Source organism: Mesorhizobium sp. AR10 (genome assembly GCF_024746795.1).
Taxonomy (GTDB): Bacteria; Pseudomonadota; Alphaproteobacteria; order Rhizobiales; family Rhizobiaceae; genus Mesorhizobium.
Genome location: NZ_CP080524.1, coordinates 2,250,232 through 2,267,655 on the forward strand (window position 1 = coordinate 2,250,232; position 17,424 = coordinate 2,267,655).

14 protein-coding genes are annotated in these 17,424 nt (G+C 62.7%); 1 reads left to right on the forward strand and 13 read right to left on the reverse strand.

What is annotated here, in order from left to right:
* Window positions 1-30: 30 nt before the first annotated feature.
* Window positions 31-1,797, reverse strand: coding sequence for an outer membrane beta-barrel protein (locus LHFGNBLO_RS14385; protein WP_258608378.1), 1,767 nt, complete (start codon window positions 1,795-1,797; stop codon window positions 31-33).
* 228 nt (window positions 1,798-2,025) lie between these two features.
* On the opposite strand from LHFGNBLO_RS14385, the gene LHFGNBLO_RS14390 reads away from it, so the two are divergent.
* Entirely contained in the window at window positions 2,026-3,027 is a 1,002-nt protein-coding gene (locus LHFGNBLO_RS14390; RefSeq protein ID WP_258608380.1) for a KpsF/GutQ family sugar-phosphate isomerase, read from the forward strand.
* Window positions 3,028-3,032: 5 nt separating this feature from the next.
* Here the strand turns inward: LHFGNBLO_RS14390 and LHFGNBLO_RS14395 are convergent, their stop codons facing one another.
* From LHFGNBLO_RS14395 to LHFGNBLO_RS14450, 12 genes are all read right to left on the reverse strand, one after another.
* Window positions 3,033-3,497, reverse strand: a complete 465-nt coding sequence (locus LHFGNBLO_RS14395; RefSeq protein WP_258608382.1) for an NfeD family protein — start codon at window positions 3,495-3,497, stop codon at window positions 3,033-3,035.
* Between the two features lie 28 nt (window positions 3,498-3,525).
* On the reverse strand, window positions 3,526-4,476 hold the full coding sequence (locus LHFGNBLO_RS14400) for an SPFH domain-containing protein (protein WP_258608384.1): 951 nt from the start codon (window positions 4,474-4,476) through the stop codon (window positions 3,526-3,528).
* A 160-nt stretch (window positions 4,477-4,636) separates the two neighbouring features.
* The gene (hemH, locus tag LHFGNBLO_RS14405) at window positions 4,637-5,701 is read right to left on the reverse strand and encodes a ferrochelatase (RefSeq protein ID WP_258608386.1); all 1,065 of its coding nucleotides are present in this window, start codon (window positions 5,699-5,701) and stop codon (window positions 4,637-4,639) included.
* Between the two features lie 158 nt (window positions 5,702-5,859).
* Window positions 5,860-7,896, reverse strand: a complete 2,037-nt coding sequence (locus tag LHFGNBLO_RS14410; protein ID WP_258608388.1) for a 5'-nucleotidase C-terminal domain-containing protein — start codon at window positions 7,894-7,896, stop codon at window positions 5,860-5,862.
* Between the two features lie 177 nt (window positions 7,897-8,073).
* On the reverse strand, window positions 8,074-8,451 hold the full coding sequence (locus LHFGNBLO_RS14415) for a hypothetical protein (RefSeq protein ID WP_258608394.1): 378 nt from the start codon (window positions 8,449-8,451) through the stop codon (window positions 8,074-8,076).
* Between the two features lie 186 nt (window positions 8,452-8,637).
* Window positions 8,638-10,083, reverse strand: coding sequence for a homospermidine synthase (locus LHFGNBLO_RS14420; protein ID WP_258608395.1), 1,446 nt, complete (start codon window positions 10,081-10,083; stop codon window positions 8,638-8,640).
* Between the two features lie 116 nt (window positions 10,084-10,199).
* Window positions 10,200-11,420, reverse strand: a complete 1,221-nt coding sequence (locus LHFGNBLO_RS14425; RefSeq protein WP_258608397.1) for a hypothetical protein — start codon at window positions 11,418-11,420, stop codon at window positions 10,200-10,202.
* Window positions 11,421-11,436: 16 nt separating this feature from the next.
* Window positions 11,437-12,387 carry a heme-dependent oxidative N-demethylase family protein gene (locus LHFGNBLO_RS14430; RefSeq protein ID WP_258608399.1) on the reverse strand — a complete coding sequence of 317 codons (951 nt, stop codon included), beginning with the start codon at window positions 12,385-12,387 and terminating at the stop codon, window positions 11,437-11,439.
* A gap of 109 nt (window positions 12,388-12,496) precedes the next feature.
* Entirely contained in the window at window positions 12,497-13,159 is a 663-nt protein-coding gene (locus tag LHFGNBLO_RS14435; protein ID WP_258608401.1) for an aminotransferase class IV family protein, read from the reverse strand.
* The gene (locus LHFGNBLO_RS14440; RefSeq protein WP_258608402.1) at window positions 13,108-14,253 is read right to left on the reverse strand and encodes an aminodeoxychorismate synthase component I; all 1,146 of its coding nucleotides are present in this window, start codon (window positions 14,251-14,253) and stop codon (window positions 13,108-13,110) included. The genes LHFGNBLO_RS14435 and LHFGNBLO_RS14440 overlap by 52 nt, the downstream gene beginning before the upstream one ends.
* 169 nt (window positions 14,254-14,422) lie before the next feature.
* The gene (locus LHFGNBLO_RS14445; protein WP_258608405.1) at window positions 14,423-15,211 is read right to left on the reverse strand and encodes a proton-conducting membrane transporter; all 789 of its coding nucleotides are present in this window, start codon (window positions 15,209-15,211) and stop codon (window positions 14,423-14,425) included.
* Between the two features lie 331 nt (window positions 15,212-15,542).
* Entirely contained in the window at window positions 15,543-17,411 is a 1,869-nt protein-coding gene (locus LHFGNBLO_RS14450) for a M3 family oligoendopeptidase (protein ID WP_258608407.1), read from the reverse strand.
* Between the last annotated feature and the right edge of the window lie 13 nt (window positions 17,412-17,424).

Genomic DNA, 17,424 nt, shown 5'->3' on the forward strand with positions numbered 1-17,424 from the left:
AGCCCGAGGCGGGCTTTTGGGCGAGATACTTCAGCGCTGCAGCTTCAGGCCGAGGAAGATGCTGTTGGCCGTGTAGTCGCGGCCCGGCAAATTGCTGGTCAGCTTTTCGGTTCTGGCGCGGGTGGTCAGCCCGATATAGCGGTTGAGCCACCATGTCAGCCCGGCCTCGGCGCTCAGCGTCAGATCATGGCCGTTGGAGCCGATGTAATCGCGCCAGTCCGCGCCAAGAACCGCGTTACCCGTCAGGTTGGCGCGGATTTGCCGCTCGCCGGTGAGGCGGCCGGAATACAGGATGTCACCGCTTTGCCCGGCGGTGGTCGTGCCTTCAACGGTTGTCTGGCCGGTGAGGCCGATCGTGGTGCCGCGTTCCGGCGACCATTTGAGGTCGGCGTTCACAGTCGCACCCGAAATCGGCTCCAGGCGGTCGTCGTCGATCGCTTCCCTTAGCCAGCCGGCCGAGAACTCGCCGGCCAGCTTCTCGCCCATGTCGAGCTCGACGCCGGCGCGCGCGCCGAGCCGCGTCGAGGAGCGCTCGTAGCCATCGCCGTCGAAGCGTAGATCATAGGCCCGGCGACCGACCTCGATTTCGGTGAAGGGGGTGATGGCGGGGGAGATTTCGTAGCCGGTCCGCAAGGTCGCCGTGTAGAGCGTGGAGTCGCGATCCTTCTGCGACAATGAGGTGCCGTCCGAAAGCTTGGCGTCGCCATAGAAGTCGTGCTCGACCGCACCGGTCAGCGCATAGCGCATCTTGCCGACATCCTTCTCGATGCCGAGGCTGCCGTTGACGGTCTGCCGCAGCGGCTGTGAGCTGACACCAGCAATGGCGTCTGGCGAGGAGGCCGATTCCGGCACCGCCTCATAGCCGAGCTTGGCGATGGCGCGCAGTTCATTGTCGAGATCGACGTTGAACGTGCCTTCGATGCGCCCCTGGGCATCGTGGATGTCGTCGCCGGATATGGTGTTGCGAAAGATGCCGTAGCCGTTGATGACAGCCGAATTCTCCCGCCAGTCGGAGGCGGCAGAGAAGCGCAACGCCGTTTCCGACAATAGTGCCGGTGTGCCGCCGCTGCTTGAATCTGCGTTTGACGTCGCCGTCAGGCCTTGGTCGAGAGTCGGCCTGATCAGGAAGGAGCCGACCTTGATGCCGGTCGCTGCGAAGGGATCGTCCTCGGCCTTGTTGTCCTGGCCCTCGATGCTCCCGGTGCGTTCGGCGCCGGGATCAAGCTTTTGTCTGTCGGCGCTGTCGATGGTGACGGCACGGCGGTTGGTCGTGTCCTCGTCGGAGTCGGTGTCGCCCGAGGTGGCCACGGTGTCTGTCGCGGTGGTGGTTTTCCTTGCCTTCTTCTTGTCGGCCGCCTTGGTCTTGGCCTTGTCTTCATCGGCGGCGCGTTGCTTCGCGGCAGACGGCCGGCGCGGCTTAACCGGAGCCGGATCGTCGGCAGAAGTGTCGTCGGTCGCCGCCGGCGGATCGAAAATACTGCCGGTCGCGGCTGTCGCGTTGGTGTCGTCAGGCACCGCGCCGGGACTTGCGGGCAGATAAGTGGCCGCCGGCGCATTGTCCTCAGCAGTTGCGTTGGCCGGCGCCGTCTGGCCCTGGGGCCCGGCGATGCTCAGCTGTCTGTTCTTGCGCTGCTGATCGGCCAGAATCGCCGATTCCGAAACCCCGCCACGCAACTCGGTCTCCTGGGCGCAAAGCAGCGTTGGTCGCAGCAATGCGAAGACGCTGGTCGCCAGCAGCAGAGCGCAGATGCCCTTGCCCTTTCGACCTCTTCTTGTTTCAGGTTGGGCCCGCGACATCGTCACCACTGCTTGCGCGGCGCAAGCGCGCCATACTTACCGAACCGTAAATGGGGATGGTTAACGGAGGGTTGAGGCGGCCGCTCTTAGACCCCTGAAAGCGCTTCTTCCGAAGGGGTTCATGAGGAGTGCTTCAAGTTTCTTGTTTTCTTGCATGTCGTCGTCCCACAAACGCTGCAGGGCAATTCTGTTGGACAGCCGAGCGGCAAAGCGCTAATCGCATCAGCCATGCATGCGGGATCCCCAGAAAAGAAGCGGCTGGACAGGCAAGCTTCGATCGCCTCGGCGCTCAGGACGGTGGCAACCGAGCAGGCCGGTGTCGCCGAACTTGCCGCAGCGCTCGAAAACGGACTGGCCGAACCCTTCGCGCGAGCCGTCGATATCGTGTCGCGCATCGATGGCCGCGTCATCGTCACCGGCGTCGGCAAGAGCGGCCATATCGGCTCGAAGATCGCCGCGACGCTCGCCTCGACCGGGACGCCGGCCTTCTTTGTCCACCCGGCAGAAGCCAATCACGGCGACCTCGGCATGATCGCCAGGGATGACGCCATCATCGCCATGTCGTGGTCTGGCGAGAGCAAGGAGTTGATGGGCATCGTCGCCTACTCCAGGCGCTTCTCGATCCCGCTGATCGCTGTCACCGCCGGAGAGACCTCGGCGCTGGCGCGGGCCGCGGACGTGGTGCTTCTGCTGCCGCGCGCATCGGAAGCCTGCCCGCACGGCCTTGCGCCGACGACATCGACGCTGCTGCAGATGGTGATCGGCGATGCGCTGGCCATCGCCCTGCTCGAAGCGCGCGGTTTCACGCCGGATCATTTTCGCACCTTTCATCCGGGTGGCCAGCTCGGCGCCAATCTGACCCAGATCCGCGACATCATGCATGTCGGTGACAGGGTGCCGCTGGTGCCTTCGGGCACCGGCATGCGCGAGGCGATCCTCGAATTGTCGCGCAAGGGGTTTGGTTGTGTGGCGATAACGGCCGTGGACGGCGCACTGATCGGTATCATCACCGACGGCGACATCAGGCGCCATATCGGTAACGATCTGCTGGCGATGAGCGTCGATCAGGTGATGACCAGAAAGCCGAAGACGGCCGGACCTGACACGCTGGTGGCGACGGCGTTGCAGACGATCAACAACTCAGCCATCACCAGCCTGATGGTGGTCGAAGGTGGACGGCCGGTCGGGCTCGTCCACCTCCATGACCTGCTGCGTATCGGCGCGGCCTGAATATATCAGACTGCCTCGACCCTCAGTTCCAGATCGGTGTCGGCCGAGCCGGTGACGCGCACCTGCGTGCCGGCCGGCAGATCGGGACCGGAGACGCGCCACAGCGTGTCGCCGAGCTTTATGCGGCCGCGGCCGTCCTTGATCGGTTCGGCAAGTGTGGCCATCTTGCCAACCATTTGCGCGCCGCGCCGGTTGAGCAGCGGCTGGTCGGTCGGGTCATTGCGCCCGCCAACGAGCTTCTTGCCCACGAAGGCCGAGACCAGCGACAGCGCCAGAAAGGCGAGGACCTGGACTTCCCAGGTCCAGAAGCTTGCGTTCCAGATGAGCAGGGAAACCACGCCGATCAGCAGCGCGGCGATGCCGATCCACAGCATGAAGATGCCTGGCGCAATGACCTCCATCACCAGGAGGACGAAGCCCAGAACCATCCAGTTCCACGGACCAAGTTCGGAAATGATGCGGTCGAGCATGGGAGTGTACTCCTATGACCTCATGATCTCAGTTGTCGCTCGGGCGAACCACCGGCGGGCGGGCGGCCTGCCGGGCGGCGCCGGCCGTGCCTTCGCTCCGGAACACCTCCTTGGCGATCTCGCCGATGCCGCCGAGCGTGCCGATCAGCGACGAGGCTTCCATCGGCATCAGCACGACCTTGCTGTTGGTGGCCGTGCCGATCCTGCCCAGCGCTTCGGTATATTTAAGCGCCACGAAGTAGTTGAGCGCCTGCACGTCGCCCTTGGAGATCGCCTCCGACACAACCTGCGTGGCGCGGGCTTCGGCTTCGGCCGAACGTTCCCGCGCCTCGGCGTCGCGGAAGGCAGCTTCCTTGCGGCCTTCTGCCTCGAGGATCTGCGATTGCTTGAGACCTTCGGCGGCGAGGATCTGCGCGCGCTTGTTGCGTTCGGCCGTCATCTGCCGGCCCATCGATTCGATGAGGTTGGCCGGCGGGTTGATGTCCTTGATCTCGACGCGGGTGATCTTGATGCCCCACGGGTGGGCCGCTTCGTCCACGACGCGCAGCAGGCGCTCGTTGATGGCGTCGCGGTTGGACAGCAGTTCGTCGAGGTCCATCGAACCCATGACGGTGCGGATGTTGGTCATCGTCAGGTTGAGGATGGCGTTCTCCAGGCCGGCGACCTGGTAGGCGGCCTGCGCCGCATTGAGAATCTGGTAGAAGGCGATGCCGTCGACACCCACGATAGCGTTGTCGCGGGTGATGATTTCCTGGCTCGGAACGTCGAGCACCTGCTCCATCATGTTCATCTTGGCGCCGATACGGTCGACGAACGGCACGATGAGGTTGAGGCCTGGGCTCAGTGTCTTGGTGTAACGGCCAAAGCGCTCCACCGTATAATTGTAGCCTTGCGGGATTGTCCTGATGCCTTTGATAAGAAGCACCAATACCAGAAAGGCAAGCGCACCAATCGCAATGCCGAAACCACTGAAGTCCATTTGGCTCTCCCTCAGATGCCGGCCATGGCGTTGATTCCATGCAACCGACTTCACCAAACACTTAGGTGTGTTTCAATAACGTTACAATCAGGTGATCGCCGATTGTCGGTGCATAGAATGCCGTAACAGTGGGGCGATCGATCGCCGCAGGGTCGCAGCCTCAGACCCAGCCAGACAGTTCGCGCCGCACGATCGCCTCGATCACTGCCATGCCTTCCGCGCTGTCGTTAAGGCAAGGGATGTGCGCGAATTTCTCGCCGCCGGCATGATGGAAGGTTTCGGCCGCCTCTCGGCCGATTTCGTCCAGCGTTTCGATGCAGTCGACGGAAAAGCCCGGATTGACGACGGCGATCGATTTCACGCCGTCCTTTCCGAGTTTTTCGACCGTCTTGTCGGTGTAGGGCTGCAGCCATTCCTGGGCGCCGAAGCGCGACTGGAAGGTGGTGATCAGTTTCTTGTCGCTCCAGCCGAGGCTTTCGCGCAGCAGACGCGTCGTCTTCACGCAATGGCAGTGATAGGGGTCGCCCTTTTCGAAATAGGTTTTTGGGATGCCGTGATAGGAGGCGATGACCACCTCGGGTTCGAAATCGAGGCTCGCCAGATGCCGTTCGATCGAACGGGCAAGCGCCTCGATATAGACCGGCTCGTCATAGTAGGGCGGCACGCTGCGGATGGCAGGGGCTCGCCGCATCTTCATCAGCGCGCGAAACAGCTGATCGTTGGCGGTCGCCGTCGTCGTCGCTGAATATTGCGGATAGAGCGGGAAGCAAAGGATGCGGTCGCAGCCTTGCTCGACCAGTTTTTTGGCGACGCTCTCGGTCGAAGGATTGCCATAGCGCATCGCCCATTCGACGACGACATCGGGCAGGTCGCCCAGCGCCTGGCCCAGCTTTTCGCCCTGGGCACGGGTGAAGGTGCGCAGCGGCGACTCGTTGCGCTCCCGGTTCCAGATCCTGGCGTAGTTGGCGCCCGACTTCTTCGGCCTTGTGGTGAGAACCAGGCCATAGAGGATCGGATACCAGATCGCCCTGTTGAGTTCGATGACGCGCGGATCGGACAGGAATTCCCTGAGATAGCGCCACATCGGCTTGAAGTCGGTGCCGTCTGGCGTGCCGAGATTGACCAGCATGACGCCGATCTTGCCGGCCTTGACCGGTGGATGTCCCGCAGGCAACGGGCCGAGCGCCTTCGCGGCCTTGGGATCGACAGGGGTGGAAAGCGTCATAAAAATTCTCCGGACACCACGCGAAACCAGCGATGTCGCGGCGAAACTAGCGATGCGGCGCCAGTTTTCAATGCTGCGTCTGGCCGCACCTTATCTGGAAAGCAGAAAACCCGCCCGGTTTCCCAGACGGGTTTTCTGGTCGCAGCCGCAAAGCGAGGTTACTTCGGTGGAATGGTCAAGGTCGCGCCAACGGGGAGCCGGCGCGGCTCATATCCCTTGTTGGCCTCGGAGATCACCTTCCATTTGGTGCCGTCGCCATAGGCCTTCTCAGCCAGATCCCAATAGGTATCGCCGGCAGCGATCACATGGCTGCCTTCGGCTGGCGCGGCCTCAGCTGGCTTTGCCGGTTCAGTAGCCGGAGCCGCAGGCTCGGCCGGTTTTGCCGGTTCGGCAGGCGCCGGTGCGGCCGGTGCGGCTTCAGCCGGGACGGTCGGCGGCGTCGTAGCGATATCGCCGGAGTCTGCCGGCAATGCAGGCATGGCCGGCTCCGCCGGTGCAGCCTCGGCCGGCTTTGCCGGCGCAGGTGCCGGCTCGGCAGGCTTGGCCGGTTCCGCGGCAGGGGCCGCCGGAGCTGCCGCAACCGTCGCGGCGATTTCGGTGATGCGGCCGTCGAGCTTGGGCGTATAGGGCTTGTGCGCGCCGAGATAGTCGGCGACCACCTGTTCGAGGCCCGGACCGTAGTCATAGGCGTTCTTGGCCTTATCGGCGAAGATCTTGTAGCCGTCGCCACCCTGGCGGACATAGTTGTTGGTGGCGACCAGATAGTCCTTGTCCGGATTGAGCGGGGTCCAGGCACCGCCTTCCATGACCTCGACCGATTTGACGCGCCCTGCATTGGGCGCGACCGATTTGTCGAAGGCGTATTTCAGCCCGGCGACCTGCGGGAAGCGTCCGGCGCCGTCCTCGAGCTGGCTAAGGCCGCTTTCCAACCCGGCGACGAGATCCTTGCCGGAAATCTGGAAGGTGGCCAGCGTGTTCTGGAACGGCAGCACGGTCAGCACCTCGCCCATGGTGACAGTACCCTGGTCGATCGAGGCGCGCAGGCCGCCGCCATTCGAAATGACGATCTCGACACCTTGGCCCTTGACGCGGTCGAGGATCGCATCGGAGACGAGATTGCCCATCTCGCATTCGCGGGCGCGACAGTTTTCGCGGCTGCCATCGATCGCCTTGGTGGTCTCGGCGACTTCCTTGTTCTTTAAAGTCTCGATCGGTGCGCCAAGCTCCTTGATGCGGGCAAGCACGGCAGGATCGGGCGTGATCGACTTGTCGAGAAAGATCGGGTCGCCGCTGGCCTGCTTGACGACGCCATTGTCGTCGAACACGACCTTGAACTCGCCAAGGTATTTTGAATAGGACGCCGCCTGGACGACCGGCACCTTGTAGCCGTCGGGGTTGTCGACCATCGTCGGGTAGGGGCCTTCCGCCTTCGGGTCGGTGTTGGACAGCAGCGAGTGGCTGTGACCGCCAACCACCACGTCGATGCCGGGGATCTTGGCGATAACGTCGCGCTCACGCTTGTAGCCGATATGGGTCACCGCGATGATCTTGTTGATGCCTTGCGCCTTCAGCTTCTCGACTTCCGATGTGATCGACTTGACGTCGTCCTCGATGGTGATGTTCGGCCCGGGGGCCGAGATCTCGGGCGTGTCGTTGGTGACCGCGCCGATGATGCCGATCTTCTGGCCACCGACCTCGATCACGATCGACGGTTTCACCCGGTCGCCAAGCTTGGATTGCGCGTTGGCCTTCACATTGGCGCCGAGAATGGGAAACTTGATCATGTCGAGGAACGGCGCCAGCGCCGTCTCGCCATCATCGAACTCGTGATTGCCGAGTGCCATGGCGTCGAATTTCATCTCGTTGAGAAACTCGCCTTCGACCTTGCCCTTGTAGGTCGTATAGAACAGCGAGCCCTGGAAATTGTCGCCGGCGCTGAGCAGCAGGACGTTCTGGCCTTCCAGCTTCTTGCGCTCCTGGGCGATCGCGGTGATCAGACGGCCCGCGCCGCCAATGCACTCGCCCTTGGTCTCCTCCTCGGCCGAGCATGTCGACTCGTATTTGTTGTTGCCTTCGATGCGGCTGTGCCAGTCGTTGATGTGCAGGATGTTGAGCGTGTAGTCGGCAAAGGATGCTCCGGCCGACAGGCCAAGCGCGGATGCCGACAGAGCGGCAATGGCGGCGATCTTCTTCATCTTCGTCTCCCGGATGATATGACCAGAGGCGTTTAACGCTCTTGCTTGACTGGAATGTAACAGCCCTCGCAGGCCATGTTCACACCCTGTTTTGGTGGATGCAAGCAGAAATCGGAAGGACGGCGGCGCAGGGCCGCCGTCCTTCAATAGCCTTCAATAAATGGAAACTGCGCCGGCTTAAACGCGCCTTGTCAGCACGAAGTTCTGGCCGCTCGCGCTGGTGCAGTTGAGCTGGCTGGTGGACACCATCAGGCAGTTGAAGCTGACCGGCGTCTGGCGGATCAGCGAGGTGCCGTTGATCTCGACCGAAGTCGCGCCGGTCATGGTGTAGCTGCCTTCGGCCAGTTTCTGGCCGGTGTCGGTGGCGACGGTGGTAAAGCTTCCGCTGGAGAAGGTCGACAGACCAGTGCCTTTCGCGTCGATCCATGAGCCCTCGACGCCTTTCTGGCCAGACCCTATCGGCGGCTGGTCGGGACCGCCGGTCGTGCAGGCAGCAAGCATCGTTGCAAGGGCCGCTGCCACGCCCATCGAAAGAATTTTTCGCGCAATAATCATATGAAAACCCTCTCCTCTCGCAACGGCCCGAAAATCGGCTTCGATTTCAGAAAGCACGATACGTCCATTCAAAGTGCCAGAGCGTGCTTTGTACGTCTGAGTGGACGCACGTCGCTCTAGTCCGCATAACTTCAATCGCCCGATTTCCGGGCGATTGCAAGGCAGTGAAGCATGCTGGCCGAACCGCTATCGCACAAGAATGTTGCGGAATTGCCACGGGTCGTTTTTGTCGAGGTCTTCGGGGAATAGGCCAGGGCGGTTATCGAGCGGCGTCCAGTCGGTATAGTAGCCCTTGACCGGACCGAGATAGGGGCTCTGCACTTCCAGGCAGCGCTTGTAGTCCATCTCGTCGGCCTCGACGATGCCGGCTTCAGGATTCTCCAGTGCCCAGACCATGCCGGCCAGCACCGCCGAGGTGACCTGCATGCCGGTGGCGTTCTGATAGGGCGCCAGCTTGCGGGCCTCGGCCAGCGACAGCTGCGAGCCATACCAGTAGGCGTTCTTGTCGTGGCCGTAGAGCAGCACGCCGAGCTCGTCGACACCGTCGACCAGTTCGTTTTCGTCGAGCACGTGGTGCACCGGTTGAGCCTTGCCGGCGGCGCCGAACATCTCATGCAGCGACAGCACGGCGTCATTGCAGGGGTGGTAGGCATAGTGGCAGGTCGGGCGGTAGTGAACCTTGCCCTTCTTGCCGCGCACGGTGAAGAAATCGGCGATCGAGATCGCCTCGTTGTGCGTCACCAGGAAGCCGTATTGCGGGCCTGGCGTCGGGCACCATGAGCGGACACGGGTGTTGGCGCCCGGCTGCTCCAGATAGATGGCGGCCTGCGAACCATGCTTGTGTTTCTTGCCGTTCTTCGGCATCCATTTCTCATGGGTGCCCCAGCCGAGCTCGGCCGGCTGCAGCCCTTCCGAAATGAAGCCTTCGACCGACCAGGTGTTCCAGAACACGTCCATCGGCTTCGGCTTCTTGGTGCGCTGGGTGTCGCGCTCGGCGATATGAATGCCCTTGACGCCGGCCTTCTTCATCAATTTGGCCCAGCCTTCGCGATCGGATTGGGCCGGTTCGGAAAATTCGAGGCCAAGATCGGTGGCGAGGTTCAGTAGCGCCTGCTTGACGAACCACGAGATCATGCCCGGATTGGCACCGCAGGTCGAAATCGCCGTCGCGCCGCCAGGGTTGTCATGCTTTTCCTCGAGCAGCGATTCACGCAGCGCGTAATTGGTTCGGCTGGCGTTGTCGGCCTTGGTATCGAAATAGAAGCCGAGCCATGGCTCGACCACGGTGTCGATGTAAAGCACGCCGAGCTTGCGGCAGAGCCGCATCAGATCCACCGAGCCGGTATCGACCGACAGGTTGACGCAAAAGCCCTGGCCACCGCCATTGGTCAGCAGCGGCGTCAGCAGCTTCTTGTAGTTCTTCCTGGTCACGGCTTCCTGCACGAAGGCGACGCCGCGCTCATCGAGCAGCTTGCGGTCGGTGTCGCGCGGGTCGATGACCGTCATGCGCGATTTGTCGAACTTGAAATGGCGCTCGATCAGCGGCAGCGTTCCCCGTCCGATAGAGCCGAAGCCGATCATCACGACGGGGCCGGTGATTTCACCGTAGACGGGCCAGTTTTCGTTCGCCATCTATCGAATACTCCTTAAAAAAAACACTCCGGAACAGCCGCTTGGCCGCGGCGCGACAAACCATAGATCATTGTCACAATAAAGGGCAAAGCCGGAAATGCCTGGCGTCATCGCACCTATAGCCCGACCAATCTTGCGAATTCCGGCTTGAAAAGATCCTGTGCCTCGGAGACCGGCAGTTCCAGCACATCGTCGCCGCAGGCCTGGATGGCATGCGGCAGGCCCTGGAGCCGGAAGACCAGAAGCTGCTTGTCGCCGTCGCGCTTCAGGCTGGCCGCCAGATAGTCATCGACCAGATCGTTCGTGCCGCATTCGGCTTCGAAATCGATCTGGGTCTGATCGGTTGGTTTTTTGCGCCTTTCCGCGATGAAGGCGATGAGCGAGGGGCCGGGTTTGCCGTCGACCGTATCGGAAAAAATATCCTGAAGGCCGAGCAGGACGCCGCGGCGCACGTCCATCACATAGGCTTCCGAATAGTTGGTCGGGTGTGCCCCGCCGCAAAACAGACTGCCGGACTCCCGCCAGCTCATCAGTTGCGGGGTCAGCGAAGTGACTTCCGACGTCGAGTCCTCATAGCCGCCGAGCGAACCGTCATCCATGGTGTCGATCGGGCCGTTCTCGTGAAAGCCGGCATAGCGCAACGCTGCGCAGCTCAACGCGCCGAGGCTGGCATGCCGGTGCCGGTTGTGGAGCAAGGCATTCGCTGCCTCGGCCGATGTGTCACCCGACAGTTCAACGATGCGTGGCATGGCGAATCTGGTGCGCGGATCGACGACATAGCTAAAGGAGGCATCCGGCCAGCCGGTCTTCTCGCCAATCCTCGGGGCAAGAGTCCGGGGGGCAAAATCCAGCCGCAGATAGTCGTAAGGCGATGCTTCCATGGTGATCGGCGCATCGTCGCCGGAGAATTTGATGTCGGTGAAATCATGGAGATCGAGCGGGCTCGAAGCGGGCGGCTCGGTCTGCTCACGGGCTGCAATGCGGGTCAGTTTCAACGGCCGTGTCTTTTTCCCGATCCAGGTGCCTTCCAATGTCTTGCCCTTGTCGGCAGAGGCGAGGCGCCAGATCGCGGCCACCGGTGCGGCCTGGCCTTCCCCGCATTTCTCGGCGCCGCACGCTTCCTCCTCCGCCAATTCGAAACGGCGCCCCTTCAGCGGCCTGGCCTGCAGCGGGATGTCGACACCCTTCGAGCGGTAGAAGTAGCGGCCGGCGAGTGGACCATCCGGCGCCGACGGATCGCCTGTGAATTCGACGACGATGTCGGTTTGTCCGATCTTGCCGGCGTAAGTCACCGGCTCGGCCAGTGCTGCTGTCGACAGGCCCAACAGCGCGGCCACGAGTGCGACCGGTTTGCTAAGACAATGACTCATCGTTCCCCCGAGCCATGATTTTCAGGCTTTCCGCCAGTTTGTCACGGTCGGCGGTCAGGCCCTTGTAGTCAAGCTGTGCCGCGTCCAACGTCAGAATTTGTGCGGCAAAGGACGCTGCAAGTGCTGCCCGGTCGGGATGGTGCGCCAGCACCTTGAGCGGGTCGAGATGGATGCGGATGGTGAACAGGATGTCGCGCGAAACAGGAAGTTTCCGTAACGTCTGCCGCTCGACGCGGATGAAGGCATGAGCGTTGACGTCACCATCCGGAAATCGGGTAGGGCGGTTTGTAGCGCGGTCGATCCGCTCGATGTTGGATAGCGGATGATAGAGCGTGTCGTCGGCCTGGATCGACCAATTGTAGCGCTCGACCGCCTGGCCCTGCAGGCCGTCGAACATGCGGTTGATGAGATCGGCGAAACGCGTCGCCGGGCCGAAACCCGGCACCGGCGCGTGGATCTGCTGCAGCGGGCGGCCGAACTTTTCGATCAGTGACCATGACGAGGGAAAGCACAGCGAACCGGCAACCAGGCGCCAGCCGCTTTCGTCGCGACGCATCAGGATCAGGTCTTCCTGGACAAGCAATGAGGCCGCGACGAGCGGCGCATCGCTGGAACCACCGACAGGACCGCCAATGCCCTCTGTGGCGCCGATCACCTCGATCCCTGAGCTCGAGCGCCGGTAGATTTCAGGGAAATTTGCGAGCAGATGTGCGTCGAGCAAATCGAGCACTTCGCGTTGGGCCTCGCGCGTGCCTTCCTCCTCGACAAAGACCCTGTCGGGGATTTCGGCGTAGCGCCGGCGCTTCTCGGCGAGATAGGACTTGAGATGCTCGTCGACCTCGATCCACCTGCCAGGGTCGAGCGGCTTCAGCCCGATGGTGAACAGCTTCGAGGAGCCGTCATAGGGCGTATGGATGGGCGCGCGGACACTCATGCTTCTTCATAGGCGTCCAATGCGACTGCGGTCATTCGGTTGGTCGATCTCGGTCAGCGGCACCCTGTAGTTCAGCGAAACGACGAGCATTGCATTCTCCCGGGTTGCGTCATGCCAGCTTTGCCGGGATCAACCCGCGCAGCGAATTGCCGACAAAAAGCGCCTTGGCCGACTTCAGACCTTCCAAGGTGTAGATCGCTTCGCCGGCGCGGCCTTCATCCAGCAATGCGCCGCGCAATACGCCAGGCAGCAGGCCGCAATCGAGGCGGGGCGTGGTCAGCACACCGTCACCGAAATCGGCAAATACGTTGGATATCGTACCCTCGCAGATTTCGCCGCGCTCGTTGGCCAGAAGCACCTCGTCGGCCTGGCTGATCAGATATTCGGCGCGAGCCCGCTGATAGGTCTCCCGGCGACTGGTCTTGTGGCGCAGCAGCGTGTCGTTCGAGTCCAGCCGTACCCGCGCCAGCTGCAGCCGCCAGACCTTGTTGGCGGCGAGTGGCTCATAGGGCTGGGCGGCGGCCGTCATCTTGCCGTTGCGCGACAAAACGAGGCGTGTGCGCAACGCAATGCTGGAGCCGCTGACCGCGTTGCCCAGCACGTCACCGATCTTCTGCGGATCGCAGGTGAAGCCGAGCTCCGCTGCAGAGCCATAGAGCCGTGCGAGATGACGCTCAAAGCGGAGGAAGCCGGAGCCCGGTTCCCAGCGCATGGTTTCGATCAGTTCGAAATCGGCGGCGTTCCCGTCGCGAAGCGCGCTTTCAGCAGACACTCCTGGTACTCCTCCTCGGCCGTCGAATCGAAGACGACGCCGCCGCCGACATTGTAGACGGCTTCGCCGCTGGAAAAGAGCGAGATGGTGCGGATTGCCACCGAAAAGCGCATCGTGCCGTCGGGTGCGATCCAGCCGATGGCGCCGCAATAGACGTCGCGCGGCGTGCCTTCCAGCTCGCGCAGGATTTCCATGGCGCGGATTTTTGGCGCGCCGGTGATCGAGCCGCATGGAAACAGCGCCGCAAAGATCTGGCGGATGGTGAGATCCGGCAGCAATTTGGCTCGCACGCGGCTGACCATCTGATGAACGGTCGGGTAGCTCTCGATGCGGAACAGCTCCGGCACCTCCAATGTGCCGACCTCGCTGATCAGCGAGATGTCGTTGCGCAGGAGATCGACTATCATCCGGTTCTCGGCCTGGTTCTTTTCGTCGTGGCGCAAAAAAGCTTTCAGCCGCGCGTCCTCCGCCCTGGTCGCGCCGCGTGGTGCGGTGCCCTTCATCGGATGGGTTTCGATCATGCCATCGACGCCTATCTCGAAGAACAGTTCCGGCGAACGCGACAAGACGATCGGGTCGCCGAGCGCGACCAGCGCGCCATACTTCACCGGCTGGCGTTCGGTCAGCGCGTCGAAGGCGGCCAGCGGATCGCCAGACCACTGCGCATGGATCGGAAAGGTCAGATTGCCCTGATAGCAGTCGCCCTTGCGGATATGATCGTGGAGCTGCGCAAAGCGTCTCGCGTAGTCTTTTGAAGACCAGTCGGCCCTGGCGTTAAAGATCGGTCCGTTGGTGGCTGGCGCATCGCGGCGCCGCATGCCCTGTTCGACCGGAGCGTCGAAGACACCCAGGCAAACAAGCGGTGCGCGTCGCCCGCTGGGCAGTAGCGGAACAAGTTTCGGCTCGAGCAAATAGCCGGCCTCGTAGGAGAAATAGCCGGCCAGCCATTTGCCAGCATCGGATGCTGCCTGGGCGGCTTCCAGTGCCGGGAAAAAATCCTCCGCCTCATATGCTGCAATGATTTCGGCCGGACGGTCGAAAACGAGCTGACGGCCGCTTTCATCATTGCGAAAAATTGCAGAGGGTAGGGACATGGGGCTCGGATGCTGCAGTCGATGGCGACAGCGATGGCTCTATATGGGGGTTTGACCCCGCGCAATCGAGGGAACGGCGTCGCAGGACGCAAAGACGGTCTTGGCAAAAGCAAACTGGCGGCGCCTCGGACGCCGCCAGTTTGCTATGTGCTCGATGCCTGCAGGCAGATCAGGTGTTGCTGGCGGTTCCCGCGGTCGGGAAGAGGCGGGCGAATTCCTTCTCGTTGCCGGCGGCCAGCAGTTTAGCCTGCTCGATCCACTGCTCGCGCGCGATACGGCCATCGAAGTTGAGGACGTCCTCGATCCGCTTGACGTCAGCGGCGGTCCAGCCGGCGATCTGGGCGTAGGTTGTGAAGCCCAGCCCCTTGAGCAGTTTCTCGTTGACCGGGCCGATGCCGATCAGGCGGCGCAGATTGTCAGCCTTGCCAGTCGCTGGCGCGGCTTTCTTTGCCGCTGGCGCTGCCTTCTTCGGTGCAGCACTTGCCTTGGGCGCAGCTGCCTTGGGCGCCGCGACCTTTGGCGCGGCTACTGCCTTAGCTGCTGCGGGTTTCGCGGGCGCGGGCTTGGCCGCTGCAGGCTTTGCCACTGCAGGCTTGGGCGCTGCAGGCTTGGGCGCTGCAGGCTTGGCAGGCGCAGGCTTGGGAGGCGCAGATTTGGCTGCCGCGGGTGTCGACGTCAGAGCCGCCGGCGCCTGGCTGGCTGCCTTCGCCGGGCCGGGCTTGGCGGCTGCGGCTGGCGCTTCGCTCAGCCGACGCTCGAGATCGGCGCGGGTACGGCCACATGCTTCCAACTCGCCGGTCAGGCGGTCGGAATCGGCGCGCAGCCTGTCGCGTTCGCTGCGTGTGCGATCCATGTCACCACGCAGGCTGTCAAGCTCGCCGCGCATACGCCCCCAGAGAAACCAGCCAACCAACACACCTACAAGGAACGCCAGGAGCATGTAGAAAAAAGTGCCCATTGTCTCTCTCCAGTCAGGTCCGTCCGCTGCGGCCTCAAGTCATAGCCTTGGCGAATGGATCATTCGATGGTGGTTCGGCGGTTCGCAGAACAGCCGGCTTGTTGTCGACTGTCGGTGACCGGCTTTCCCGCCCATAGCCAACGGCCGCTGTCGCATTCGCCGAACCGCCACGACCAGCCGAAATCGTTCCGGCCTGAGCCGCGCGCCCGGCTGAGCTTCAGGCGGGACGCTACCATACAGCTTACGGAAAGCTAACGGAAAATTGCCATGGAGAGTTATTCAAGAACAGATATTTAGGGCAAGAATAGAGCGGTTCCAATATGCATTCCGGCTAAACTGTTCTGCTGATCCCAGCAGTCAAGTCATTGTCGAGCGCTTCCAGCTCGTCGATCAGGCCGCCGATCACGCCAAGCCCGATCTGCCAGAAGGCGGGGTCGGTGGCGTCAAGCCCGAACGGCGCCAGAAGCTCCGAATGATGCTTGGTGCCGCCGGCGCGCAGCATCTCGAAATACTTCTCCTGAAAACCGCGTTCGGCATTCTGGTAGACGGCGTAGAGCGAGTTCACCAGGCAATCGCCGAAGGCATAGGCATAGACGTAGAAAGGCGAGTGGATGAAGTGCGGGATGTAGGTCCAGAAGACCTCGTAGCCCTCGCGCAGCTTGATCGCCGGTCCCAGGCTTTCCGCCTGCACTTCCAGCCAGAACTGGCCGAGTTTGTCGGAGGTCAGCTCGCCATTCTTGCGCTCGGCATGCACCTTGCGCTCGAATTCATAGAAGGCGATCTGGCGCACGACCGTGTTGATCATGTCCTCGACCTTCTGGGCGAGCATGGCCTTGCGCTCACGCTTGTCGGTGGTCTGGTCGAGCAGCGAGCGGAAGGTCAGCATCTCGCCGAAGACGGATGCCGTCTCGGCCAGCGTCAGCGGCGTCGAGGCCATCAGCGCGCCCTGGCCGCCGGCCAGCACCTGATGCACGCCGTGGCCGAGCTCATGCGCCAGCGTCATCACATCGCGCGGTTTGCCCATGTAGTTGAGCAGGACATAGGGATGCGCCGATGGCACGGTCGGATGCGCGAAAGCGCCAGGGGACTTGCCCGGCCTGACCGGCGCGTCGATCCAGTTGCGGTCGAAGAAGACCCTGGCGATTTCAGCCATGTCGGGCGAGAAGCGCTGGTAGGCGGACAGCACCGTGTTCTTGGCCTCGTCCCAGCCGATCACCGCCTGCGGGGTCTCGGGCAACGGCGCGTTGCGGTCCCAATGGTTCATCACCTCCATGCCGAGCCAGCGCGCCTTCATCTGGTAGTAGCGGTGCGACAGGCGCGGATAGGCGTCGCGAACGGCTGACGCCAGCGCATCCACCACGCTGCGCTCGACGCGGTTGGCGAGATGGCGTGAATCGGCGATGTCCTCGAAGCCGCGCCAGCGGTCGGAAATCTCCTTGTCCTTGGCCAGCGTGTTGGTAATCAGCGTGAAGGTGCGCAAATTCTTGCGGAAGGTTGCGGCCAGCGCCTCGGAAGCCCGGCGGCGCACCTCGCCGTCGGCGTCCTGCAGGCGGTTCAGCGCCGGCTCCAGCGCCAGCTCCTCGCCGTCGATGTCGAAGCGCAGATCGGTCATCGTCTCGTCGAACAGCCGGTTCCAGGCACCGCGTCCGGTAATCGACTTTTCGTGGAAAAGCTGCTCGACCCGATCCTCGAGCTGATAGGGCTTGTCCATGCGCAGATCGAGCACCCATGGCCGGTAGTGGGCGAAGCCCGGATCGGTGGCGAGCGCGGTCTCGATGGCGGCATCGTCGATCAGGTTCAGTTCGAGCGCGAAAAACAGCAGATGCGCGCTTGCGTCGGTCATCTTCTCCTGAATGTCGCCATAGAGCTTGGCGCGCTGCGGATCCGCAGTATTGCCGGCATAGACCAGACCGGCATAGGAGACGATGCGGCCAATCAGTTCCTCCAGCGCCTCATAGGCGGCCAGCGCCTCGCCCAGTTTGCCGGCGTCGCCACGTCCGGCCTCGGCGGCCAGTGTGCCTTTCCAGCGATTCTCGAAGGCGGTGGCGTCAGTGGCTGCCTTGGCGATGTCGCGCTTCAGCTCGGGCGCCTCCATGCCGGAATAGAGATCGGCGAGGTTCCATTCCGGCAGGTCGCCAAGCTCCGCCGCGCCCTGACCGGACGCTGCCGCTGCAAGCTGCCGACCAGGAACCATGCGCATCAACAATAACCTT